Annotated in this window: 21 protein-coding genes and 1 pseudogene; 13 read left to right on the top strand and 9 right to left on the bottom strand. The window is 51.9% G+C overall.

Annotated features, from left to right (window positions below; translation table 11 throughout):
• Positions 1–249: 249 nt before the first annotated feature.
• The 6 genes from DRI82_RS21815 to DRI82_RS21835 all read right to left on the bottom strand — a co-directional run bounded on the left by DRI82_RS21815 (position 250) and on the right by DRI82_RS21835 (position 8,493).
• On the bottom strand, positions 250–1,266 hold the full coding sequence (locus tag DRI82_RS21815; protein WP_114196013.1) for a fimbrial protein: 1,017 nt from the start codon (positions 1,264–1,266) through the stop codon (positions 250–252).
• Positions 1,267–1,324: 58 nt separating this feature from the next.
• On the bottom strand, positions 1,325–1,996 hold the full coding sequence (locus DRI82_RS21820; protein WP_114196014.1) for a fimbrial biogenesis chaperone: 672 nt from the start codon (positions 1,994–1,996) through the stop codon (positions 1,325–1,327).
• Positions 1,997–2,320: 324 nt separating this feature from the next.
• Complete coding sequence (locus DRI82_RS23960) at positions 2,321–2,521, bottom strand: hypothetical protein (protein ID WP_157968127.1); 201 nt, start codon at positions 2,519–2,521, stop codon at positions 2,321–2,323.
• Positions 2,522–2,740: 219 nt separating this feature from the next.
• Complete coding sequence (locus DRI82_RS21825; protein WP_114196015.1) at positions 2,741–3,262, bottom strand: fimbrial protein; 522 nt, start codon at positions 3,260–3,262, stop codon at positions 2,741–2,743.
• Between the two features lie 370 nt (positions 3,263–3,632).
• A complete protein-coding gene (locus tag DRI82_RS21830) occupies positions 3,633–6,143 on the bottom strand; it encodes a fimbria/pilus outer membrane usher protein (RefSeq protein WP_114196036.1) in 2,511 nt (836 codons plus the stop codon).
• Positions 6,144–7,446: 1,303 nt separating this feature from the next.
• Complete coding sequence (locus DRI82_RS21835; protein WP_114196016.1) at positions 7,447–8,493, bottom strand: aminopeptidase; 1,047 nt, start codon at positions 8,491–8,493, stop codon at positions 7,447–7,449.
• A gap of 307 nt (positions 8,494–8,800) precedes the next feature.
• Between DRI82_RS21835 and cysG the strand changes: the two genes are divergently transcribed.
• The 5 genes and pseudogenes from cysG (at position 8,801) to DRI82_RS21860 (ending at position 13,595) form a co-directional block, all read left to right on the top strand.
• Positions 8,801–10,219: a siroheme synthase CysG gene (gene cysG, locus DRI82_RS21840; RefSeq protein WP_114196017.1), complete on the top strand. Its 1,419-nt coding sequence runs from the start codon at positions 8,801–8,803 to the stop codon at positions 10,217–10,219.
• A gap of 9 nt (positions 10,220–10,228) precedes the next feature.
• Positions 10,229–11,137, top strand: coding sequence for a sulfate adenylyltransferase subunit CysD (gene cysD / locus DRI82_RS21845; protein WP_114196018.1), 909 nt, complete (start codon positions 10,229–10,231; stop codon positions 11,135–11,137).
• A 28-nt stretch (positions 11,138–11,165) separates the two neighbouring features.
• Positions 11,166–12,590 (top strand): annotated as a pseudogene (gene cysN, locus DRI82_RS21850) (sulfate adenylyltransferase subunit CysN); the annotation flags it as partial.
• On the top strand, positions 12,587–13,198 hold the full coding sequence (gene cysC / locus DRI82_RS21855) for an adenylyl-sulfate kinase (protein ID WP_114196019.1): 612 nt from the start codon (positions 12,587–12,589) through the stop codon (positions 13,196–13,198). The pseudogene cysN and the gene cysC, both read left to right, overlap by 4 nt.
• Before the next feature lie 61 nt (positions 13,199–13,259).
• Entirely contained in the window at positions 13,260–13,595 is a 336-nt protein-coding gene (locus DRI82_RS21860; protein ID WP_114196020.1) for a DUF3561 family protein, read from the top strand.
• Positions 13,596–13,640: 45 nt separating this feature from the next.
• Here DRI82_RS21860 and DRI82_RS21865 read toward each other — a convergent pair whose 3' ends face one another.
• The 3 genes from DRI82_RS21865 to DRI82_RS21875 all read right to left on the bottom strand — a co-directional run bounded on the left by DRI82_RS21865 (position 13,641) and on the right by DRI82_RS21875 (position 16,166).
• Positions 13,641–14,363: an amino acid ABC transporter ATP-binding protein gene (locus DRI82_RS21865; protein WP_114196021.1), complete on the bottom strand. Its 723-nt coding sequence runs from the start codon at positions 14,361–14,363 to the stop codon at positions 13,641–13,643.
• Positions 14,347–15,114 carry an amino acid ABC transporter permease gene (locus DRI82_RS21870; RefSeq protein ID WP_114196038.1) on the bottom strand — a complete coding sequence of 256 codons (768 nt, stop codon included), beginning with the start codon at positions 15,112–15,114 and terminating at the stop codon, positions 14,347–14,349. Before DRI82_RS21870 ends, DRI82_RS21865 begins: the two co-directional genes overlap by 17 nt.
• A 281-nt stretch (positions 15,115–15,395) precedes the next feature.
• Entirely contained in the window at positions 15,396–16,166 is a 771-nt protein-coding gene (locus DRI82_RS21875; RefSeq protein ID WP_114196022.1) for a basic amino acid ABC transporter substrate-binding protein, read from the bottom strand.
• 556 nt (positions 16,167–16,722) lie between these two features.
• Here DRI82_RS21875 and ftsB point away from each other — a divergent pair.
• From ftsB to DRI82_RS21915, 8 genes are all read left to right on the top strand, one after another.
• Complete coding sequence (gene ftsB, locus DRI82_RS21880; protein WP_114196023.1) at positions 16,723–17,046, top strand: cell division protein FtsB; 324 nt, start codon at positions 16,723–16,725, stop codon at positions 17,044–17,046.
• Positions 17,047–17,049: 3 nt separating this feature from the next.
• On the top strand, positions 17,050–17,769 hold the full coding sequence (ispD, locus tag DRI82_RS21885) for a 2-C-methyl-D-erythritol 4-phosphate cytidylyltransferase (RefSeq protein ID WP_114196024.1): 720 nt from the start codon (positions 17,050–17,052) through the stop codon (positions 17,767–17,769).
• Positions 17,769–18,242 (top strand): 2-C-methyl-D-erythritol 2,4-cyclodiphosphate synthase, encoded by a 474-nt coding sequence (gene ispF, locus DRI82_RS21890; protein ID WP_114196025.1) that lies wholly within the window; start codon positions 17,769–17,771, stop codon positions 18,240–18,242. The genes ispD and ispF overlap by 1 nt, the downstream gene beginning before the upstream one ends.
• A 3-nt stretch (positions 18,243–18,245) precedes the next feature.
• Positions 18,246–19,298 carry a tRNA pseudouridine(13) synthase TruD gene (gene truD / locus DRI82_RS21895; protein WP_114196026.1) on the top strand — a complete coding sequence of 351 codons (1,053 nt, stop codon included), beginning with the start codon at positions 18,246–18,248 and terminating at the stop codon, positions 19,296–19,298.
• A 126-nt stretch (positions 19,299–19,424) separates the two neighbouring features.
• Entirely contained in the window at positions 19,425–20,159 is a 735-nt protein-coding gene (locus tag DRI82_RS21900; protein ID WP_114196027.1) for a MurR/RpiR family transcriptional regulator, read from the top strand.
• Between the two features lie 179 nt (positions 20,160–20,338).
• Positions 20,339–21,778 carry a 6-phospho-beta-glucosidase gene (locus tag DRI82_RS21905; RefSeq protein WP_114196028.1) on the top strand — a complete coding sequence of 480 codons (1,440 nt, stop codon included), beginning with the start codon at positions 20,339–20,341 and terminating at the stop codon, positions 21,776–21,778.
• Between the two features lie 697 nt (positions 21,779–22,475).
• Complete coding sequence (gene surE, locus DRI82_RS21910) at positions 22,476–23,237, top strand: 5'/3'-nucleotidase SurE (protein ID WP_114196029.1); 762 nt, start codon at positions 22,476–22,478, stop codon at positions 23,235–23,237.
• A complete protein-coding gene (locus tag DRI82_RS21915) occupies positions 23,231–23,857 on the top strand; it encodes a protein-L-isoaspartate(D-aspartate) O-methyltransferase (RefSeq protein WP_114196030.1) in 627 nt (208 codons plus the stop codon). Before surE ends, DRI82_RS21915 begins: the two co-directional genes overlap by 7 nt.
• The last annotated feature ends 211 nt before the right edge of the window (positions 23,858–24,068 follow it).

The following is a 24,068-nucleotide window of genomic DNA, read 5'->3' on the forward strand; positions in this document are numbered from 1 at the left end:
TCTTGCAATTGGCCTATGGAGTATTGAAGTCAGGAATGAAATTCAATGCAGAAATCCGTCTTGCCAACTAAGGTGACAAGACGGTATCTTGAACGCCAAACTTAATACTTAAAGAACAATAACATAGCCAAAGCGTTCAACCAACAAAGCCGTCTTTTAGCGCTCGCGCCTAAACCTCAAGTTAAAAACAAAACTCAACCGAGCCTGCTTTAAAACCAGCGCCGCTACCCGCCGGTAGCAATCCCCTCTCTACTCATATGAAATATTCAACGTCGCGGTGGCATTCGCCTTACCCGGCATCACTTTCGCCAGGGTCTGATAATAGCGCGCCTGAAAACCCAACGTTTCCATGCCGCCTGCCGAGGTTTTTAACAAGAGGTTTTCGCCAATGTTCATTGGGGTATTGTTGTATAAAATCTGCGCCCCCACACCTTTGGCCACGTCGGCGTTGCCCGCGCCGGTGAGGGCCAGCACGCTGGTATTGCTGGTGTCGGTATTCTGCACTCCTGACATCGAAACATTAACCCGGGTGCCGGCATCGCAATTCAGGCCCAGATTAAAGCTCCTGGTTCCCAGCGTACTGCCCACCCCGCTAAACTGGTTTGCCTGCACGTCCCCCAGCGGGACTGCGACACTGGGCGTGCTGAGGGTGCATGCCAGCACAGTAATGGTGAGCCCGCTGATACTGATCGGTGTTTCAGCCGCCCATCCTCCGCCACCGGCCTCGCTGGAGCCAAGAATAAAAACCCCCACCCTGCCGGATAATACCCCCGATGTAATGGTGCCGGTTTTGTACAGCCTTACTCTCGCAGAACCGCGACTGGTGGCCATATTCCCCCCCGAGGTTGCAATCATGGCAAGTTGATTAATGTTTCCATCCAGTGGCGTTGAAGTAGCAGGCAACCAATACACCGATCCACCATCTCCCTGGTTCGCCCCCAACGCGAAGCCCACCCCTGGATAGGTGCTTGCATAAATATATCTGCTGCTCGACGTAAGACCGGTAAAACTGCCAGTGGCTTTGAAGCCAAAGTTCTGCCAAATCGCGCCATAACTTGGTGTAGCGGGACAGGTGTAAATCAGTTGCATTGCCGAAGGTGGTATTATGTCGTTCAGCGGCTCCCCCACCTTCGTATCCCGTTGTACGAACAGTGTGGTTCCGGTAAGGTTGACAGAGGTCGTTACGCGACTGCAGATAGCATAGGCCCACACGTGAGACGTGCAGAGCAATCCCAGAACTCCAACAAGCTTAATGAGATTCTTCATCTTTTTTCTCTCTTATCGTCTGGAAATCTGCGCTCATCGCTCATAATGGTTACCCGCTTTACAGGGAAAACTGGTAGGTATCACTGATGCCACCATAATCGTTGATGATCTTCCAACTGACGGCATTACCCGCCATCCCTGCGGTCAGCGTATAGGCTGCCGAGCCGTGAGGTGTCACCATGATCACGTTCGGGAATTCTTTTCCACCGAGTGAAACCGAATAGAAACTCAGATAAAACGGAGAGTTGTTGATCGCCTGCAGCGTATTGCCGCTGCGCTGCCATTTGAGGTTTTTCGCCGCGTCGTTCAAGGAGCCTTTGATACCCGCCGGGCGATAAATCAGCTTGATGCGTGTTTTGACGGCGATTTGCAGCGTGTTATCGGCCTTCTCTGTGGAAGGAATGGATTTGACGTTCAACCAGAACAGGGATTCTTTATCTTCCGGCAGATTGCCCCCGGCGCGGACAATGCGCAGCACGTTATCTTGCCCCGCATCAAGCCTGAACAGCGGTGGGGTGACAACAAAAGGCGCTTTTGCCTGCCCGTTCTCCTGTGTTTCAGCCCAAGATTGGATGAGATAAGCGACTTTATCCGGGTTTTTCACGTTAAGCGCGGCTTCTTTCTTGCCACCGTTATAGATCACCCGGGTACCGCCAACGATGACACCCGCTGATGTGCCGAGTGACGTCAGCAACAACCCACAGAGCAATGCCTTATGCCAAAGTTTCATAGGATAATTTCCTGTAACCGGAGATCATAATGTCTATAGAATCGCGGATTCATCTGCCAAAGGTTTGCAGAAGGGGAAGTTCAGCGCTAACCGCGTTTATATACTTCTCTTTGTAAGTATATAAACGCGAAGCTAATAGTGTGGATTTTTTGTTGTATTCAGAAGGAAAAATGCCCCACTTTTGAGTGAGGCATGACGTTATTTTTGCCACTATCTGCATTGTCCGCCGTACCGGCAAATGGGGTCTGCACGTTGGACATTGAGGCCGGGCAATCCTTCAGGACAATTCTTCAGGGCAATATTGAAAGGCTGTCAGTCGCTACTTCATCCAGGCGTCGCCAAAGTAAATACCTGAATAACCTGCAAATCGACATTGATGACCGAGTTGCTGCTATCAATAACACAGGGAGAAGCAATGACATTTCCAGTGATATTGCTGGTGCTGGTATCCGCCGCGTTAAGTACCATGCTCGGTGCAACTAATATAAATAGCCCACCGTATCTCAGTCTGGCTGATATTCTCATATCAACACCTTTGAAGGTAATTATTGCGTGAGCATTCCTTTTACAAAAGAACGCACTCGCATTCTTCCAATATATTGTCAGAGGAATTAAAGGAAAAGGGTCAACGCATTTATATTATCCCGCACTGTAATTATGAAAATACAGATTTACATGCAAGACATACGTATGGCGATGACCCGTTCCGTGCTATTGCGTTATTTAAAAAATAACGTGAGAAGTTTACTGATAAATAATCGTAAACTGGGTGGTTGCGTTAGCAACACCGGCGGTAACCGTATCTGAAATTGCCTTGTAACGGGCAATGAAATCCAGGTTGTTATCAACGTCTGGCAACAGATCATAACGCGCTGAATTTTCATACAATTTCACGATCTGCTGACTTGCGTCAGTCAGTTGAATTGCTACACCGGTAGCCGCATCTCCACCTGTGGCCAAAGCCAGCATGCTGTTATCGCCCTCTACACTGGTACCGTCAAACTTCACGACTGCACTGTTAGCCGATACCGGGCAATCACTCAGGATGAGCTGAAATTGCGTCGGCGCTGCCGTAGATCCCGCACCGGTAAATGCCGTGGAGGCAACCCGACCCAGCGTCACCGTCAGGTTCTGCGAATTGGTATCAACGGTACAGGCCACGTCAGTAATTTCCCCGACGAAGTTAATTGTACCGTCTGCGGCAGATACAGCTGGAGCAGCAGCAACCGAAGACAGCACTGCAACAGCAAATAAACTCTTCTTCATAATAATAAACTTTCCATTTAGTTAATAACATTGGCATAATTTAATGCCTTTACATCTAATTCAATGCGTTTAAATCATCGAACTATTTCCTGACTTCACGCCAAGACGATTTTATAAAGGGACAGTTTGGCGGTGAGGTAATTTCATCAGTAAATTGGATTTACCCATTTTTACAGAATGAACCTAGCTTACTCATTTTTTTTCATTTTTGATGAGGAGTTTGGTTATTACTCTGTTGTCTTTTGTATAGCATATAACAAAGTGTAACTTGCCGATCCATGACTCGGTTTTTTACTGATACGTCAGGTTCAGCGTTGCCGTTGCATTCGCTGTTCCCGGCTTCACGTTGGGTAAAGTCTGGCAATGGTTTTTAAGAACACTGCCCGTTAACCATATGCAGACCGGCCATTTGTTCACTGCGCGGTGGCAGTTGGTAATTCACCTGACACTGTAGGGCACTGTCTTTCCCCCACTGCACCTGCAACTTACCGCGATCTGCCATCCCGGTCAGGTAGACTTCGCCGCCATCACCGACGATGCTGCCGCTTTCCCCCGCGTTGGCAAGTTCGGTCACCACAGCACCAAATGGCACGGGGTGTCCGTTGGAGCGCCGCAGGGTCATCATGACGCGTTGACCGATACGCGGCTGGTAATCCGCCACCACTACCGCGCCCCGTTTCGGCGTGACAGTTTGTGAAGTCAGAGCCAGATCGACATCTTCTGGCAGCGTTGCCGTATCCAGTCCTATCGCATTGTGGCGATAAGGAGAGACGTAAGGCACCACGGCATAGCCGCGCGAATCGGTTTTCACCCCGGCGTTATTCGCTACGCTAACCCCTTTCGCGCCTGGGACTTTCACCAGCGCCACCGTTTCACCCAAGGGTTGCGACAGCGTGACGCCATTCCCATGCACCAATACACCGCCCTGGACGCCGTAGTTAATCCGTTGCTGCTGACTTCCGTAGCTATAGCCCGCATTGACCTGACCACTGCCACCACGGTAGTTTGCAGACAGATTGCCGTTATTGCCGTCATTCTGGCTGCTGTAGCCCTGCGTTACGCCCCAGTTCAGATTATTCTGCTCAAGAGCCATACCGTTAAGCCCCACGTTATGGGTCACACGCCCTTGATTACTGCTGTTCATATTGTAACTAGCCCAAGAGTTCTTGAGCCAACCCGACAGCGGAACGCTGACGTTCAGCGCCAGCATGTGGTCGTCGCTGCCGCTGCGATCCCCATTACGCGTCACGCCATTCTTGCTATGGCTGTAGTTGAGGCCATAGCTGATGGCGTTCCAGTTATTGTTGTAACCCAAGCTGACAGACTGGGTTTTCTGTCCGTTCCAATACCCTTCATTCACCGCGCTCAGCGCCAGCGAACCCGCTTTTGGCCCGAGGTTCTGGCTGACCGTCAACTCGGCCCTGCTGCGTTTGTGCTGCGGGTTGGGGCTGACAGTGGCCTTCGTATGGGTATCCAACGTTTCCTGTAGCGTATAGAACCCCTCGGTTGAGTAGCGGTACCCCGCCAGACTGAAGTTGGTCCCGGTTTCCGCAAAACTCTTACCGTAGCGCACGCGCAATGACTGGCCGCTGCTGTCGCTTTGCTCTCTCAACGTGGCGCGCGCGTCGGTCACATCGGCTGAAAAAGCACCGATCCGCCCCATATTCTTGCCAACACCCGCAGCAAGGGATTGATAATGATTGGCAGTCTGTAAACCGCCATACAGCGTAAACCCCCACGGCAGACCATAAATGGCGGTGCCCTGAGCGAAAGGTGTCTCCTCGACCTGACCATCGGAAGGGCGATAACGTCCTCCCGCCAAAGTGTATTTACATTGCCCCTCGCGCTGCAGTACCGGCACCGAGGCAAAAGGTACCACCAGATGCTGCTCGCTGCCGTCGGCTTCGCTGACCGTCACGTTCAGATCGCCACTGCCAGAAGTGGGATACAGGTCATTAATCTCAAACGCCCCCGCAGGGACATAGCTTTGATAAATCACATAACCATTCTGACGGATGGTGACCTGGGCATTGCTTCTGGCAATCCCACGGACCACTGGCGAATAGCCACGCAGACTCTCAGGCAACATCTCCTCGTCAGAGGCCAACTGACCGCCGCGCAACGGTATCCCATCAAAGATATCGCTTGAGGAGAACGTATCTCCCAAGGTGAGCTGGCTTTTCAGGGTCACAACATCACGCTGCAATGAGGTATCGATCGACTGCCACTGTCCGCCCTCATGCCCACTGCCACTCTCTTTATTCCAGATCGAATAGTTGCGCAGACGCCAGGGGCCCGCATTCAAGCCACTGCGCAGGTTCAGGTAATAGCTGTTGCTGCTCGCAGTATTCTCACTCCCCTGACTGTTCGAGCCGCTGAAGCTGTAGTTGGCCAGCAGCGCACGGATTCCGTTCTGCCACTGTTCTGGTGCGACATAACCCCGAGCCTGATTTTTCAGCGCCGCCTGCGGAATGCTCAGGTTCAATTGCTGACTGCTAAAGCGGAATTCAGCGCTTGCATTCGGAATAGCCGCCGCCAAATCCACGCAGGTTTCTTCTTCTTTCAGCGCGGTAAATGCCGCGACATTCACGCCAAGCGCATCCAGATCGCTGACCTTGAAACAGGGCTGCAAACTGGTTTTTCCCGTCTGATCCTTGTGTTGGACAAACTCCAACTCACGGGAATCAATCATCTGATTGTTAAGCAGTAAATCCACCCGGTAAGCGCCGGGTGCCTGCATGCTTCCTTCTTCAAAAATCGACAGATCGGCGCCTTCCTGGACGGGATTATCAATTTCCAACAGCGCGGGATTGAAATATTCCCGCGCCCCGGCCACGCCAGAATTACCTACTGTCAATGCAATCAGGCACGCCAAAGGCATCAGTCGGAATCGCTGAAGATGTTTTTCAGGCGCGTACAGACCGACTGTACGTTTTATCCCACAATTCTTTTTCACTGATGATCCTTTGACTTAATGGCAGGAGGATTTCTTACCCTTATGCCGCCGTAATTACAGAGCGCTCTGGTAGGTCTCGCTGACGCTGAGTGCCGCTTCTTTCTTAACTACCGTCATAGATAAGCTGGGTACCGCCGACGACAACGCCCGCCGATGATCCCAGACAGGTCAGCATTCGTCCGGTAGCGAGAGCCTTATGCCATAATTTCATTATGAAATTTCCTGTAATCTGAGAATGGATGTTTGATGGAGGCATGCTACTGGGTTTTACTTTGCCCTGATGGGGGGATTTGTTTTGGTTATGTTTTATTTTGTAGGGGATGTGTCGAGATGTAATAATTTGGGGGAATTGGTGTGCAAGCGTTGGGCATAATGTGCCCCTTGCATCCGTTTAAGAACTAGTTTGGAGCAGGTTTCGGTTGAGTTAAGTTTGGCTTTCTACTTTAGCCTCAAAAGAGGGCTTTGTTGGTTGATTGCTTTGGCTTGGTTTTCGTTCTTCACGTGTGAAGATCGGCAATCAAGCAGGGGGTGAAGCGCACCCCCTGCACCCGCGCTTTCCGCAGCATAAATTGCCCGCGTTGCGGGTCCCTTCGGTTGTCATTCCGGCGGACGGGCCGGCTTTAGGCTACAGTCCCTGTAGCCGGACGCCTTTCGCCGCCATCCATGGCGGCTCATCCCTGCCTGCATTCCGCCCTCAGCAATTCATGATGCTCGGGGGAAGGTCAAAGACAAAGACAAAGACAAAGACAAAGACAAAAGAAATACAGAAATAAAACCAAAATTAAAACATCACGATTTCATCAAGAAATTCTCATTTTTTTATCTGTTGCTGTTTCCTTTGACCTTCCCAGAGCGTCATGACTCGCTGAGCGAAGAACGCAGGCAGGGGCGAAGCGCCATGGATGGCGCGGAGAGGCGTCCGCCGCCAGGGACTGGTGGCTAAAGCCGACCCGTCCGCCGGAGAGATGAGTGAGGGTACCGGCGCAGCCGGCGAGGAGTGTAGCGGGAAAGCGCGGTGCAGGGCCGCGCTTACGGCCCTGCTTAGATGCCGATCTTCACACTAAAAGAACAACATCATTGCGTAGGCATCTAACCAACAAAACCATCTTTTGACCTTCACGAACATCAATCTGATATCAACCGAAACCTGCTCCGAGCCTGCTTTTAAAAAAACCAGAACCCATAAAAACATGCTGCCCGCAGGGCAATAAAAGCGCCCGGTGCTCGCTCAAGCACCATTCGCCCCCAATTCCTCAATCAACGGTAACACCACCTTTACCACATCCCGTGAGCGCTTCACGATCCTCCCCGGTAGGGCGCGATCAAGATAATTCATATTATCGATCTGACTCTGATGCCAACTGCTGCCCTGCGGGAATCGGGGGCTGATTTTCCGTTGTTGGTAACCATCCTTCTTACCCAACGTCCAATTGGTAGCCTCAATAGACAACACCGGAATATGCGCATTATCGAATGCGACCAGATCGGAACAACATCCCGTCCCCTGCGGATAACTCGGGTTGCTTCCGGGATTGGTCGCAGCGGGGATGCCATAACGCCGGGCAATATCCAATGCGCGATCGCGGGTCTTCTTCGCCACTTGCGGCGGCGTATGCAGGCCGCTGTTGAAATAGAGCTTATCGCCCGTCACCAGACTGTCGAGATTGATCACCAGCAGCGTGTTTTTCTTCTCTTCTTCACTCATACGCTGCACGTAATCCTCGGAACCTTTGTTACCGATCTCTTCGGCACTCATGGCGACAAAACGCAAACTATAACGCGTGGGAATGCGGCTCATCCGCTCGGCCAGTTCGAGCATTACACCAACGCCAGACGCGTTATCATCCACGCCCTGCAACGTTAATCCCCCCAGATTGTGGTCAACATCGGTATCGCTTTGCGGCGTATAGGTATCAAAATGCGCGACCACAATAATCTGCTGGGGCGCACTGCCGTTGCGTGCGGCAATCACCGAAGTCGCGCTGACATTATGCCAATCCTGCTTGCCGTCCTTGCTGGTGTAGATAAAACGGGTATTGAAGGCGCGCAGATTGCTCTGGTAGCCCATCTCATTAAAACGTTGGTGGAGATAATCCGCAGCCATCAATTCTGCCGGACTGCCCGCCATGCGACCGGGAAAATAAGTGGCGATATGGCGGGTTTGTTGATCGGCAATCTGCCCCAAAGGAACCGAATGTGTCGCTGCATACAGTGAAAACGCACTGCCAAGGCTCAATGCAAGCACAGCCTGAGTCAGGCGAAGAGGGGAAAACATAACCGAAATGTCCTTGTAGGATGAACGGCATGACCAGTTCATCGTGTTACCAGAAAGCTGAGGCCAATGGTGCCTAGTATGAAGCTGCAAAAGAGATTAGACAATTTCTCCTGTTCTGAAACCAGCGGCTAAAAATGGACAGCGAAATAGCGGATTTATCTTGAAAATTCGGCAGCAAATGTCCTGTGAGGCGCTGAATCCGGCCTATATTCCATTGTGGAACTAATCATTCCTTTTAGTCATTTCATGCTCTAAATAGCACCCCGTATAGTCGGCATATACATTTTTTAGATTATTAAAGGCTGTTGTGGACTATCTACCGATTTTTGCCGATCTAAAACAGCGTCCGGTTCTGGTCGTTGGCGGCGGAGAAGTGGCGTCGCGCAAAATAGATCTTCTCCGGCGCGCAGGTGCTGAGATTCGGATAGTTGCGCAAACGCTCCATCCCGAACTCCTCCATTTATATCACCAGCAGCAAGTGACCTGGTTGGCGCAGGTTTTCGAGCCGCAGCAACTTGGTGATGTGTTTCTGGTGATCGCGGCCACCGATGACAGCGCGCTGAATGCCGTTGTTTTTGACGAGGCGAATCGGCGTCATCGGTTGGTCAATGTGGTTGACGACCAGCCGAAATGCTCCTTTATTTTTCCGTCGATTGTCGATCGTTCCCCGCTGGTGGTGGCGATCTCCTCGAGCGGTCAGGCACCTGTGCTGGCGCGCCTGCTGCGGGAAAAACTGGAGGCTTTATTGCCAGCCAGCCTCGGCAAAATGGCTGACATCGCCGGATCGTGGCGTGGACGGGTCAAAGAACATCTCTCGTCGATGAGTGAACGCCGTCGCTTCTGGGAAAAAGCCTTCGGTGGGCGATTCGCGGCAGAAGTGGAGGCCGGACAATGGCAACAGGCCGAGCAGACACTGGCCGCCTCGTTAACCGGGCATCAGCAGGATGGCGGTCAGGTCACGCTGGTCGGTGCGGGACCGGGGGATGCAGGTTTGCTCACCCTACGCGGTTTGCAGGTCATGCAGCAGGCGGATGTGGTGCTTTACGATCATCTGGTCAGTGACGAAATTCTCGATCTGGTACGCCGTGATGCAGAACGAATCTGCGTCGGCAAGCGTGCCGGTTCGCACTCCGTGGCGCAGGAAGAGACCAACCGTATGCTGGTTGACCTGGCGCAGCAGGGTAAACGCGTGGTGCGGCTCAAAGGGGGCGATCCCTTCATCTTTGGTCGCGGGGGTGAAGAGTTGCAGGCCGTATCGGCTGCGGGTATTCCCTTTCAGGTGGTGCCAGGTGTAACGGCAGCCGCCGGGGCAACGGCCTATGCGGGCATCCCGCTCACCCACCGTGATTACGCACAAAGCGTGCTGTTTATTACCGGCCATTGCCGCCCTGATGGCGATGCGCTGCACTGGTCAACGCTGGCTCAGGGGCATCAGACGCTGGCGATCTATATGGGTGCGGTGAAAGCCGCAGAAATCAGTCAGCAACTGATTGCTCATGGACGGGCGGCAGAAACACCGGTGGCGGTGATTGGACGTGGTACACGGGCCGATCAGCAGGTACTCACCGGCACGCTGCAAGAACTTGAACAATTGGCACAACAGGCGCCATCACCTGCGTTACTGGTGATTGGCGAAGTTGTTACGCTTCACCAGCAACTCGCCTGGTTTGGGCATCAACTGCAGACTGACGGTTTCCAACGCCCGTCGGTCGTGAATTTGGCTTAAGGATCTGTTATGGACGAAAAACGACTCACTCATTTGCGGCAATTGGAAGCGGAGAGTATCCATATCATCCGTGAAGTGGCCGCTGAATTCGGTAACCCGGTGATGATGTATTCCATCGGCAAAGACTCCTCCGTGATGCTGCATCTGGCGCGTAAGGCCTTTTTCCCTGGGACGCTGCCATTTCCGCTGTTGCACGTCGATACCGGGTGGAAATTCCGCGAAATGTACGAATTCCGTGATAAAACCGCCAAGGCCTACGGCTGCGAATTGCTGGTGCATAAAAACCCGGAAGGCGTGGCGATGGGTATCAACCCGTTTATTCACGGCAGCGCCAAGCACACTGACATCATGAAAACCGAAGGGCTGAAGCAGGCGCTGAACAAGTATGGTTTTGATGCAGCCTTTGGCGGCGCGCGTCGTGATGAAGAAAAATCCCGTGCGAAAGAGCGTATTTACTCTTTCCGCGATCGCTTCCATCGCTGGGATCCGAAAAACCAGCGTCCTGAGCTGTGGCACAACTACAACGGCCAGATCAACAAGGGCGAAAGTATCCGCGTATTCCCGCTGTCGAACTGGACGGAACTGGATATCTGGCAATATATCTATCTGGAAAATATCGATATTGTGCCGCTGTATCTGGCGAAAGAGCGTCCGGTGCTGGAGCGTGACGGTATGCTGCTGATGGTAGATGACGATCGCATCGATCTGCAACCGGGTGAAATGATCGCCAAACGCATGGTGCGGTTCCGTACCCTGGGCTGCTGGCCGCTGACCGGTGCCGTGGAATCCGAGGCGCAAACGCTGCCGGAGATTATCGAAGAGATGCTGGTTTCAACTACCAGTGAACGTCAGGGCCGTGCCATCGACCGCGATCAGGCGGGTTCGATGGAGCTTAAAAAGCGTCAAGGGTATTTCTGAGGAGCCACCAATGAGTATTGCTTTAAAAAACAGTGCGATTGCCCAACAGATCGCAGAACAGGGTGGGGTCGAAGAGTATCTCAAGGCACAGCAGCACAAAAGCCTGCTGCGCTTTCTGACCTGCGGCAGCGTTGATGACGGCAAAAGTACCCTGATTGGACGCCTGTTGCACGACACCCGGCAGATTTATGAAGATCAACTGACCTCACTGCACAGCGACAGCAAACGGCACGGCACGCAGGGTGAAAAACTCGATCTGGCCTTGCTGGTGGATGGATTGCAGGCGGAGCGCGAACAGGGCATCACCATTGATGTGGCGTACCGCTATTTCTCCACCGAAAAACGTAAATTTATCATTGCTGATACCCCCGGGCATGAGCAGTACACGCGCAATATGGCGACCGGTGCGTCGACCTGCGATCTGGCGATCCTGTTGATCGATGCCCGTAAAGGGGTGCTCGATCAGACCCGCCGCCACAGCTTCATCGCGACGCTGCTGGGGATCCGTCATCTGGTTGTGGCCGTCAATAAAATGGATCTGGTGTCCTACAGTGAAACCGTTTTCGAACAGTTCAAACAGGACTACCTGACATTCGCCGAGCAGTTGCCGACCGATCTCGACATCAAATTTGTCCCGCTATCCGCGCTGGAAGGCGATAACGTGGCGACGCCAAGCACGACGATGGATTGGTATACCGGCCCGACGCTGCTGGAAGTGCTGGAAACCGTCAATGTGATCAGCGTGAGCGAACAGCAACCGCTGCGCTTCCCGGTGCAATACGTAAACCGTCCGAATCTCGACTTCCGCGGTTACGCCGGTACGCTCTCCTCCGGTGTGGTGCGCGTTGGGCAGAAGATCAAGGTTCTGCCGTCAGGCGTTGAATCGACGGTCGCCCGCATTGTGACCTTCGATGGCGATTTGCAGGAAGCCTGGTCCGGTGAAGCGATTACGCTGGTATTGAAAGATGAAATTGATATCAGCCGGGGTGATTTGCTGGTCGATGCCGCTGAGACGGTGAAATCGGTCAATCATGCGTTGGTGGACGTTGTATGGATGGCCGAGCAGCCGCTGGTGCCGGGCCAAAGCTACGACATCAAAATCGCTGGAAAAAAGGTGCGTGCCCGGGTGGAAAACATTCAGTATCAGGTTGAGATCAATTCGCTGACCCAGCGTATTGTTGACAGTCTGCCGCTCAATGGTATTGGTCTGGTGGAACTGGCCTTCGACGAACCTTTGGTGCTGGACAATTATCAGAGCAACGCGGTGACTGGCGGCATGATCTTTATCGATCGCCTGACCAACGTGACCGTCGGTGCCGGTCTGGTGCGTGAAGCGCTGGAAACCGTGTATGAAGAGCCGGGCGCATTCAGTGCGTTTGAGCTGGAGTTGAATGCGCTGGTCCGCCGCCATTTCCCGCATTGGGGTGCGCGCGATCTGCTGGGTGGTAAATAATTGTGACGCAAGAGAACGAGAATATCGTTTGGCATCCGCACGCTATCGCGCGTGCGGATCGCGAAAAACAGCACGGCCATCAGGGCGTGGTTCTGTGGTTTACCGGGCTGTCAGGCTCGGGTAAATCCACGGTGGCTGGCGCGCTGGAACAGGCGCTGCATGCCCATGGCGTCAGTACCTATCTGCTGGATGGCGATAATGTTCGTCACGGCCTGTGCCGCGATCTGGGTTTTACCGAAAATGACCGGCGTGAGAATATCCGCCGGGTCGGTGAAGTCGCCAAACTGATGGTGGACGCGGGTCTGGTGGTCTTGACCGCATTTATCTCCCCTCATCGGGCGGAGCGGCAGATGGTGCGCGATATGCTGGCAGCGGGGCAATTCATTGAAGTCTTTGTGGATACGCCGCTCGAAATTTGCGAAGTACGTGATCCTAAAGGGTTATATAAGAAAGCGCGTTCCGGAGAACTGAAAAACTTTACCGGTATCGACTCTGTTTATGAAAGTCCGCAAGCCGCAGACATTCACCTGAATGGAGAACAATTGGTAACAAATTTGATTGAACAATTGTTAGACGTATTACGCCACCGCGTTATTATCAATTCCTGAATATTAGAAGGCAAAACGCCTCAGAGCGTGCCGGTAAAACTGAATTAACAGGGATTCCAAAATGCAGAACATTAGCCCGATTCCGCTTGAACAAAGCAGGCCCGACAATCCCGCACGGGAAAAAGAAGAACCTTCCTACTCTTTTTTGGGCGGGGTGGCGGGTTTCTTTTGCTACTGGTTGGCTTTCTCGATTCCTTTCTTGATTTATGGCTCCAATACCCTCTTTTTTCTGCTCTACACCTGGCCCTTTTTCCTCGCGCTGATGCCGGTTTCGGTCGTGATTGGCATCACATTGAGCATGTTAATGCGGGGAAATATCTGGCTGACCCTGTTGACCACGGCGTTGGTAGTTATCTGCTTGTTCTGGATGGTGTTCTCGTTCCTGACGGGTTGGTAGAAACCCTTGCAGCCCGCTGCGTGAGCGGGCGTCAGTCTGACAGGGCTAGAGCACTTTGCTGAGGAATTCGCGGGTACGCGGGTTCTGCGGCGCAGTAAAAATCTGCTCCGGTGTCCCTTCTTCCTGAATCACCCCCTGATCGATAAAGATCACCCGATCCGCCACTTCGCGGGCAAAGGCCATTTCATGGGTGACAATCACCATGGTCATGCCTTCCTGCGCCAGCGCTTTCATGACCGCCAGCACTTCTCCCACCAATTCGGGATCCAGCGCTGAGGTGGGTTCATCAAACAGCATGATCGCCGGTTCCATCGCCAGCGCACGGGCAATGGCGACACGCTGTTGCTGACCGCCTGAAAGGCTGTTTGGCCAGGCATCGATCTTGTCCTGCAGCCCTACTTTCTGTAGCAGCTTCTCAGCGCGTTCCACGGCCTGCGCCTTGGATAATTTCTTCACGCCAATCGGTGCCATGGTCAGATTTTCCAGCACGGTCATGTGCGGGAACAGATTGAATCTCTGAAACACCATACCCACGCTTTCACGCGTGCGGTTCAGATCGGTCTTGGGATCGTGGATGGCAAAGCCATTGACGGTGATCTCACCGCCCGACAGCGTTTCCAGCGCATTTATACAGCGCAGGAAAGTGCTCTTGCCGGAACCGGATGGACCAATTACACAGATCACTTCCTGCGGCGCGATCTCACACGAGATGCCGCGCAGGACATGGGTTTCACCGAACTGTTTTTGCAAATTATGAACGCGAATCACTTTTACCGAACCTCTTTTCCATATGTTGCACCAACAGCGAAAGCAGGAAGGTGATGACCCAATAGACCAGCGAAATCGTCAGGTAGGGTTCCCAGTAGGTGGCATACGCCCCGGACACGGTACGCGCGGCATACGCCAGATCGGCCAGCCCGATCGCGGAAGCCAGCGACGAGTCTTTTACAATCGCGATCGCATTATTGCCCAGCGGCGGCAGCATGCGGCGGAATGCCTGCGGCAGAATCACTTTGCGCATCGTGCGGCCATAACTCATGCCCAGCGAGCGCGACGCTTCCATCTGACCGCGATCGATCGACTGAATACCCGCGCGGAAGATTTCCGAGACATAGGCACCGGCATTCAACGTAATCGCCACAATACATGACAGGAATGCGCCGTAGTCGGAACGCAGCATGCGGGCAAAATCAGAAGACATAATATTGCTGGTAACCAGTATGCCATCGCGAGGATTGATAAACAGCGGCACCAGCGCAAAGTGAACCACCATGATCTGCACGAACAATGGTGTTCCCCGGAAGGCGCTGATATAGATGCGCACCGGCCATTGCACCCCGTAATGCAATATGTATTTCCACGGACCATGCGGAGCCTGCGCCAAACGGCCCAGTCCCAGGGTCAATCCCCAGGTAGTGCCGAGAATGACGCAAATGAGGGTACATTTTATGGTCATCAAGGCGCCGTCCATGAAGAGGGGGGCGTATTCCTCGATTATCTCCCAACGAAATCCTGACACTTTTAATCCTTCTTGTATATTGCTCAGGCTACTGCGCGTCGTCATATTGAACGCGGAGCGTGCTCGCATTCCTCATGGACTTTATGTCCACTCCGGATGCTGTGCGCGCTCCGCGTTCAATATGACTTAGCTCGCTACGCCTGCCTGCCGAAAACCAATTCCGGTTACTGTGCGCTGTCCGCACCCAGACCAACTTAGCTCGCTACGCCTGCTTTCAACGGCTAAAAACCAAAACAAAATGCCAGACAGTAATCATCACTGTCTGGCATTGAATCGCGTCATTACTCTGCGGGGAGAGTCGGGACGTTGGCGTCGAACCAGGTTTGGTAAATTTTGGCGTAGGTGCCGTCGGCGATGATTTTCTTCAGGCCGGAGTTGATTTTGTTGCGCAGTTCATCGTTGCCTTTGGCGACAGCGATACCAAAATATTGGCGCTCAAATTTGGCATCGTAGACCAGATTGAACTCTTTTTCCGGGTGGGTTTTGATGTAGTACTTCACCACACCCACGTCGCCGACAGCAGCACTGATTCCGTCTTCATACAGCTCTTGCAGCATCAGGGGAGTGTTGTCGAAGCGTTTGATCGCCGTGCTGTTTTTACCGAGGACGTCAGACACTACTATATCACCGGTGCTGGAGTTCACAACGCCGACGTTTTTATCTTTCAACGCGGCAATGGAATCAATCTTTGAACCTTTTGGCACCACAATGGATTGCTCAGCCGGGAAGTAAGGCGTAGAAAAATCAACCATCTGCTTGCGTTTGTCGGTGATGGTAATGCCGGAAATAATGATGTCGCGATCGCCTGAACCCAGCGTGGCAAAAATGCCTTCCCATGGGGTATTGATCAGTTTGACGTTGAAATTTTCCGCCTTGGCGACGGCCTTGATAATGTCGATATCAAAACCTTCCAGTTGCTTTTGCGCGTTTTCAAACTCAAAAGGGCGATACGTACCGCCGGAACCCACAACATACGTTGGTTCTGCGGCTATGGCGCTGGCAGAAAAGGCGGCTGCAAAACATGTGCCGATCAGGAAAAGACGTTTAAACATAATAGCTCCTGGTAAAAAGTTGTTTGATTTTATTTATGCATTTTGTTTGCATAAAAATACACTTTTATGAATGGCGATTCAACAGGTGTGTTGCTGAGCTGGCTTGAATGGTGGTTAATATAAAAAATGGAAATGGTTTTTAGTGAATAATTATACCGAATGGAAAAATTTTGGTGTTTTACGCTGCATAACAAATCTTCTGTAAAATAGCGGCCATTGCTGCTTGAGCACCAGGAGGAAAACGATGGCTGAAACATGAGCGATGCAGAACATAGGGAAAGGAAAAATAAACCGCTCAATAATTACGTCTGGTGGGAAAGGCGATAAGTCATTTTGTTTTGTTTCCTTGTACATTTTCGTGTGTCAGAGAATAGATTGATAGTCATGCTGTTAACGTTAACATTTGAGCATTGTCGCGATGATCAAAGAGATTATTGCTGGTGCTGATTCAGTCACGGCTTGTAACTCAGACTCTTAATATTGTCAGCAATGACCTGCCAGTGTGGAGTCGGAACGAAAGTTGTGGGATGATTGCTCCGTTTTTCAGGGGGCGGGCATGGGAAAACTTACGCTGCTATTGCTGGTTTTACTTGGTTGGTTACAGTATTCGCTGTGGCTGGGCAAGAATGGTGTTCATGATTTTGTCCGTGTAAAAGATGACGTCGAGCTTCAACAAGCCAATAACGCCAAGCTTAAATCACGGAACGATCAGCTATTTGCTGAAATTGATGATTTGAACGGTGGTCAGGAAGCGATCGAAGAGCGCGCGCGCAATGAGTTGGGCATGATCAAGCCCGGTGAAACTTTTTATCGTTTGGTTCCTGACCAATCCAAACGAAGTGCGACGAATACTTCGGCGCAAAATAACGTACAACGATAGAAAATGAGCAACACTTCCAGTTCCCTTCCAGAGATTATTACCGTATTGCCCGCTGCCGGAATCGGCAGCCGTATGCAAGCAGAGCGTCCTAAACAATATCTGACCATCGGTGGTAAAACGATACTCGAGCATGCAGTTGCGGCTTTGCTGCGTCATCCACGTTTGCAGCGGCTGATTGTCGTGATTAGCCCCGATGATGACTATTTCCAGCATTTGCCGATCGCCAGCGATCCCCGCATTCGTGCTGTGATTGGCGGCAATCTCCGTGCTGAGTCGGTCATGGCGGGATTATTGCAGGCCGGTAATGCCGATTGGGTGCTGGTGCATGACGCTGCGCGCCCCTGCTTGCATGATGACGATCTCTGCCGTCTGCTGGCTATTGCGGATTCCAGCCCGGTAGGGGGCATTCTGGCCGCCCCGGTGCGTGACACCATGAAACGCGGTGAGGCAGGTATCACGGCCATTGCCCATACTGTTGAGAGAGATAATCTCTGGCATGCGCTCACACCGCAACTGTTCCCGCTCGAACTGCTGAAAACCTGCCTGCACCGCGCTCTGGGCGAAGGGGCAACGATCACTGACGAGGCGTCGGCGCTGGAGTATTGTGGTTATCATCCGGTGCTGGTGAGCGGTCGTGCAGACAACATTAAAGTCACCCGGCCAGAGGATCTCGCACTGGCGGCATTTTATTTAACCCAGTTGTATTCAAAGGAGAACGCATAATGCGTATCGGTCACGGTTTTGATGTTCATAAATTTGGTGGCGAAGGCCCACTGGTGATCGGCGGCGTGCGTATCCCTTATCCGCAGGGTTTGCTGGCGCATTCTGATGGGGATGTCGCGCTGCATGCTGCGACGGATGCCCTGTTGGGCGCGGCGGCGCTGGGTGATATCGGTAAGCTTTTCCCGGATACCGATCCGGCCTACAAAGGCGCGGACAGCCGTGCGTTATTGCGTGAGGCCTATCGTCGTATCCGCGCGAAAGGCTACCGTCTTGGCAATCTGGATATCACCCTGATCGCCCAGGCACCGAAAATGGCCCCGCACATACCGCAAATGCGCGTCAATCTGGCGGAAGATTTGCAGTGCCATATGGATGATGTGAATGTCAAAGCCACGACCACCGAGCAGCTCGGTTTTACCGGCCGTGGTGAAGGGATTGCCTGTGAAGCTGTTGCCTTATTGATTAAGGAGTAGCAGATGGACATGACCCACCTCACGTGGTTGCACGGTAAACCGCTGTCCAGCGGTATCCTGAAAGCCAATCCGGAAGATTTTGTGGTACTGGAAGATCTCGGCTTTGAACCGGATGGTGAAGGCGAACATTTGTTGGTGCGTATTCGTAAGAACGGCTGCAATACCCAGTTTGTGGCGGAGTATCTGGCGCGTTTTGCTGGCATTCATGCCCGCTCTGTGAGCTATGCCGGTCTGAAAGATCGCCATGCGGTGACTGAACAGTGGTTCTGCCTGCATCTGCCCGGTAAAGACGATCCCGATCTCAGCAAGTTTGACCTCGAAGGCTGTGAAGTGCTGACGACATCGCGCCAGCGTCGCAAACTGCGTATCGGTACGCTGAAAGGCAACGCCTTTACATTGGTACTGCGCCATATCAGTGACCGTCAGGACGTTGAAGATCGTCTGCAAAAAATTCAGGCGGTGGGTGTACCGAACTATTTCGGTCTGCAGCGTTTTGGTCGCGGCGGCAATAATCTGGTGCAGGCGCGCCAGTGGGCAACCAACGCGATTCGCGTCAAAGAGCGCAACAAACGCAGTTTCTATCTTTCCGCCAGTCGCAGCGCGCTTTTCAACGCGGTGGCGAGCCAGCGTCTGGCCGATGGTGCTGAGCGAACGGTGATGGAGGGCGATGCATTGCAACTCACTGGGCGGGGCAGTTGGTTTGTCGCCAAGCCGGATGAAGTCGAGTTATTGCAGCAACGTCTGGATAACGGTGAATTGCAGGTGACTGCACCGCTGCCGGGTGATGGTGAACTGGGTACCCAGTCTGTGGCGCTGGAATTCGAACAGCAATGCATTGCCGATCAACAGGAACTGCTGTCACTGCTGAAACGGGAGCGCGTTGAACCGGCACGCCGGGCTCTGCTGTTGCAACCGTTGCAGATGAGCTGGAACTGGTGGGACGACGTCACGCTGGAGCTCAATTTCTGGTTGCCTGCCGGTAGCTTTGCCACCAGTGTCGTCCGTGAAATCATGCATAATGACGGCGGCGAGAGCAATGTGGATATCACAGAGTAATCGATTCTGATCGCAGAAGGCTGGATTTACCGCCATGCTTTCTGCGTTATCCCGATCTTGCTGTATATTTTCCTTTTGATGATTTATTTAACTTATTGATTCATTTCACTGACCGCGGACGACATCATGTTCTCTCACGCAACGATTGCCAATCTCAATGGTCTGGAATTGCAGGTGTACAACTTTGTCATCAAGAATAAAGACAAAGTGATGTACATGACCATCCGGGAGCTTGCCGATGCTGCGCAAGTGTCGACCACCACCGTATTGCGCTTTTGCAAGAAAATGCACTGTGACGGGTATTCTGAGTTCCGGATCCGCTTCAAACTCTATTTGGAACAGAAAATACAGCAGCCTGTTAATACGGGCGTCAGTGAAATAGTCACTTTTTTTAAAAGCATAAATAATAAAGAGTTTGATGATCTCATCGATCAGGCTGTTTATCATATTGCCAATGCGGAACGTATATTTTTTGTCGGCGCAGGGACGTCAGGATCATTGGGAAAATACGGTGCGCGCTTCTTTTCCAATGTAGGGAAATTCAGCAGTTACATCGACGATCCTTATTACCCCATTAACAGCGATATGTATAAAAATGCGCTGGCCATTATTCTTTCTGTCTCTGGGGAGACGGCGGAAATATTGCGCCTGGCCAGCCAGTTCAGTTTGCACCATTGCAAAATAGTGAGTATCACTAACAACGACAGTTGCTCTCTGGCGAAGATGTCTGACTTCAATCTTTCATACCATGTCCCACAAATGGTTATGTCCGGCGGCTACAATATTACTACCCAGGTGCCGGTAATCTATATTTTGGAAGTTATCGGAAATAGGTTGGTTAAATACCCGTCCGGAAAATAAAACATCCTGTTTTTTCCTTGTGACAAATTCCCTTTTACCCCTGATGTTATATCGTGACATTCCCTCGTTTTTTGTTAATCTCCAGCGTATGGCCTATTCAGCCCCTCCTCGTAAATATCACTTTTTGCTATATGGGCTGCCGTGGTGAATTAATTCGTTTAACCAGTGAGAGTCGCATTATGAAACAGCATCAATTACCTGACGATTTTTTATGGGGTGGAGCCGTCGCTGCTCACCAGGTTGAAGGCGGATGGAATCGGGGTGGTAAAGGCATCAGTATTGCCGATGTTCTGACGGGTGGCGCGCACGGTGTAGATCGGGTGGTCACCGACGGCATTCAGGACGGTGCCCACTATCCGAACCATGAGGCTGTCGATTTTTACTCGCACTACAAAGAAGACATTGCGCTGTTTGCCGAAATGGGTTTCAAGTGTTTCCGCACCTCGATTGCCTGGACGCGTATTTTCCCCAACGGTGACGAGCAGGAGCCAAACGAGGCAGGTTTGCAGTTCTATGATGATATGTTTGATGAACTGCTCAAACACAATATTCAACCAGTGATCACCCTCTCGCATTTTGAGATGCCCTGGCATCTGGTGAAAGAGTATGGCGGTTGGACGAACCGTAAAGTGGTTGATTTCTTTGTGCATTACAGCGACGTGGTGATGCGTCGTTATCAGCACAAAGTGAAATACTGGATGACTTTCAATGAAATCAACAACCAGCGCAATTACAAGACGCCGCTGTTTGGTTATTGCTGTTCCGGCGTGATTTTCAATCAGGAGCCGAATCCGGAAGAGGCGATGTATCAGGTATTGCACCACCAGTTTGTTGCCAGTGCGCAGGTTGTGAAGCTCGGGCATGAGATCAACCCTGACTTCCAGATTGGTTGCATGATCGCCTGTGTTCCGCTTTATCCGTTCTCGTGCAATCCAGATGACGTGATGTATGCACAGGAAGCGATGCGCGAACGTTATCTGTTCAGCGACGTACATATGCGTGGCTACTATCCGTCCTACATTCTTCATGAATGGGCACGTAAAGGGTTCAGCATCGCGATGCAACCGCAGGATGAACAAATCCTGCGTGAGGGATGCGCTGATTACATCGGCCTCAGCTATTACATGAGCAACGCCGTTCAGGATGGCGCGAAAGGTAGCGGCAGCGCCATTTCTGGCTTTGAAGGCAGCGTGCCAAACCCGTATGTAAAAGCGTCTGACTGGGGATGGCAGATTGATCCGGTTGGCCTGCGTTACTCGCTGAATATTTTGTATGAGCGTTATCAGAAACCGTTGTTTATCGTGGAAAACGGCTTTGGTGCCATTGATACCCTGGATGCCAACGGTCAGATAAATGACGATTACCGTATCGACTATCTGCAGGCACATATCGAACAGATGAAGAAAGCGGTGATTTTCGACGGCGTAGAACTGATGGGCTATACGCCGTGGGGCTGCATCGATTGCGTCTCTTTCACTACCGGGCAATACAGTAAACGCTACGGCTTTATCTATGTCGACAAACATGATGACGGTACGGGTACCATGAAACGTTCGAAGAAAAAGAGCTTCGACTGGTATCGTGAAGTGATTAAGAGCAACGGCGACACTGGCCTCTAAGCGACTGACCTCTGAGCAACCGTTCTCTGAGTAAAGCAGTGATCGGTAACGTTCACTGCCTGGGATTCGGGGCGCTGTTTCAGCGCTCCTGAATCTCTTCCTCCCTATTTCTCCCTGTCTGGCTTTACGCCTTTATCCTCAATCAGACGATCGGCCCTGCAACCACCCAGATTTGGGCGCCAGCTCGCAGAAGCGGGAAAATTCCCCTGAAGCTACTTTTCCACCGCCAACAACCCGCATTGATCTTTTTTTTCAGCTCTCGGAAAAGAGGTAAGTCATCCATGGCACCCATTTGGGCGTGGGAATAGGGCGTTCATTATAAAGTTTATGTACAGTAAGGGATAAGCCAAACTTCGATGGTGCGGAGTAAAATCATTTTATATCAAATGGTTAGTTAGTGTTATTGCAAGCGTTTTAATCACGTGATGAAAGACCGTGTGGACGAAATCGGAGGTTTTTCCGCATTCGTTTTGATGATGAATTCATTGGGTGGAATATGGGAAAATGATGATAATAAGTATAAGGTTTAGAAGGTTGGCGTCCTTTAATCTACTATGACTCAGTGAAATGTACCGGTAAAATCAGCGCACTGCGCGTTTTTGCGACACAACGTGGCATTTTTGACCCTCTGGATGTCGGCGAACTGACGTGAGTGAGATACTCTTATTTTGTTATTAATTATGGTGCTGGATAAAAAATGCGGATATTGCTGAGTAATGATGACGGCGTGACCGCACCCGGTATTCAAACGCTGGCGGCAGCGCTGAGGGAATTTGCGGAAGTCATGGTGGTCGCGCCCGATCGTAATCGCAGCGGCTCCTCAAATGCACTGACACTGGACGCACCTCTGCGCACGGTGACGCTGGTCAATGGCGATGTGTCCGTGCAGCAAGGTACACCAACAGATTGCGTCTACCTTGGCGTTAATGCGCTGATGCGTCCGCGCCCGGATATTGTGGTGTCTGGCATCAACGCCGGACCCAATTTCGGTGATGACGTGATCTATTCAGGCACCGTTGCAGCGGCAATGGAAGGGCGTCATCTGGGTTTTCCGGCGCTGGCTGTGTCTTTGAATGGCTATGAGCACTATGCGACGGCAGCGGCCGTCACTTGCAGGATATTGCGTGCCTTGCAGCGGGAACCGTTGCGTACCGGCAAGATCCTCAATATTAATGTTCCTAACTTGCCTTTGGCTGAAATCAAAGGCATTAAAGTCACGCGTTGTGGCACTCGCCACCCAGCGGAAAGGGTTTTTCATCAGCAGGATCCGCGCGGTCAGGATTTGTGGTGGATTGGGCCGCCAGGTGATAAATTTGATGCGGGTCCGGACACCGATTTTGCAGCAGTCGAACAAGGATATGTTTCCATTACGCCGCTACAGGTGGATTTAACCGCCTATGTGGCCCAGGATGTCGTCAATACATGGTTAGCCAACGCCGAGGTCAGCGGGGAATGGTGAACAGACGTATGCGAAATCTGCTGGAACAACTACGCCAGCAGGGCATTGAAGATGAACGGTTGTTGCAAGCCATAGAGGCTGTGCCGCGTGAGCGTTTCGTTGATGAGGCGCTTGAGCATAAAGCCTATGAGAATACGGCGTTGCCAATCGGTTCAGGACAAACTATTTCGCAACCTTATATGGTGGCGAGAATGACGCAATTGCTGAATCTCACACCGACTTCACGGGTGTTGGAGATCGGGACGGGATCCGGTTATCAGACGGCCATTCTGGCCCATCTGGTCAATCATGTCTGTTCCGTTGAGCGCATCAAAGGCTTGCAGTGGCAGGCGAAGCGTCGGCTCAAACAGCTTGATTTGCATAATGTTTCCACCCGACATGGCGATGGCTGGCTTGGCTGGCCGTCGCGTGGCCCGTTTGATGCCATTATTGTGACTGCCGCACCCCCTGAGATCCCGCAGGAACTGGTTCATCAGCTTGATGAAGGGGGGATCATGGTGTTGCCGGTAGGGGAACAATCACAAAGTCTGCAACGCATACAGCGCAAGAACGACGAATTTTTGGTGGAAATTATAGAATCCGTCCGTTTTGTGCCGCTTGTGAAAGGTGAACTGGCCTGAACCTCCCAAGGCCAGTGCATTTCCGCGTTTTCTGATTGCCAAGCGTTTAAGATTTCAATACAACTGTTTTATGGTACTGCGCGAAGGATGTTGTTAGCATTCCGCGCAGTAATTTCGTCTCTCTATTATCGCCTATCGGAATTTTGGGGCAGGGCGGGGAGAATCTTTCATCGTCAAGGGCGTAAAGCCAGCCAGTGTGGTTACGATGTAA

The sequence above is a fragment of the Edaphovirga cremea genome (genome assembly GCF_003332275.1).
In the GTDB taxonomy this organism is placed as follows: Bacteria; Pseudomonadota; Gammaproteobacteria; order Enterobacterales; family Enterobacteriaceae; genus Edaphovirga; species Edaphovirga cremea.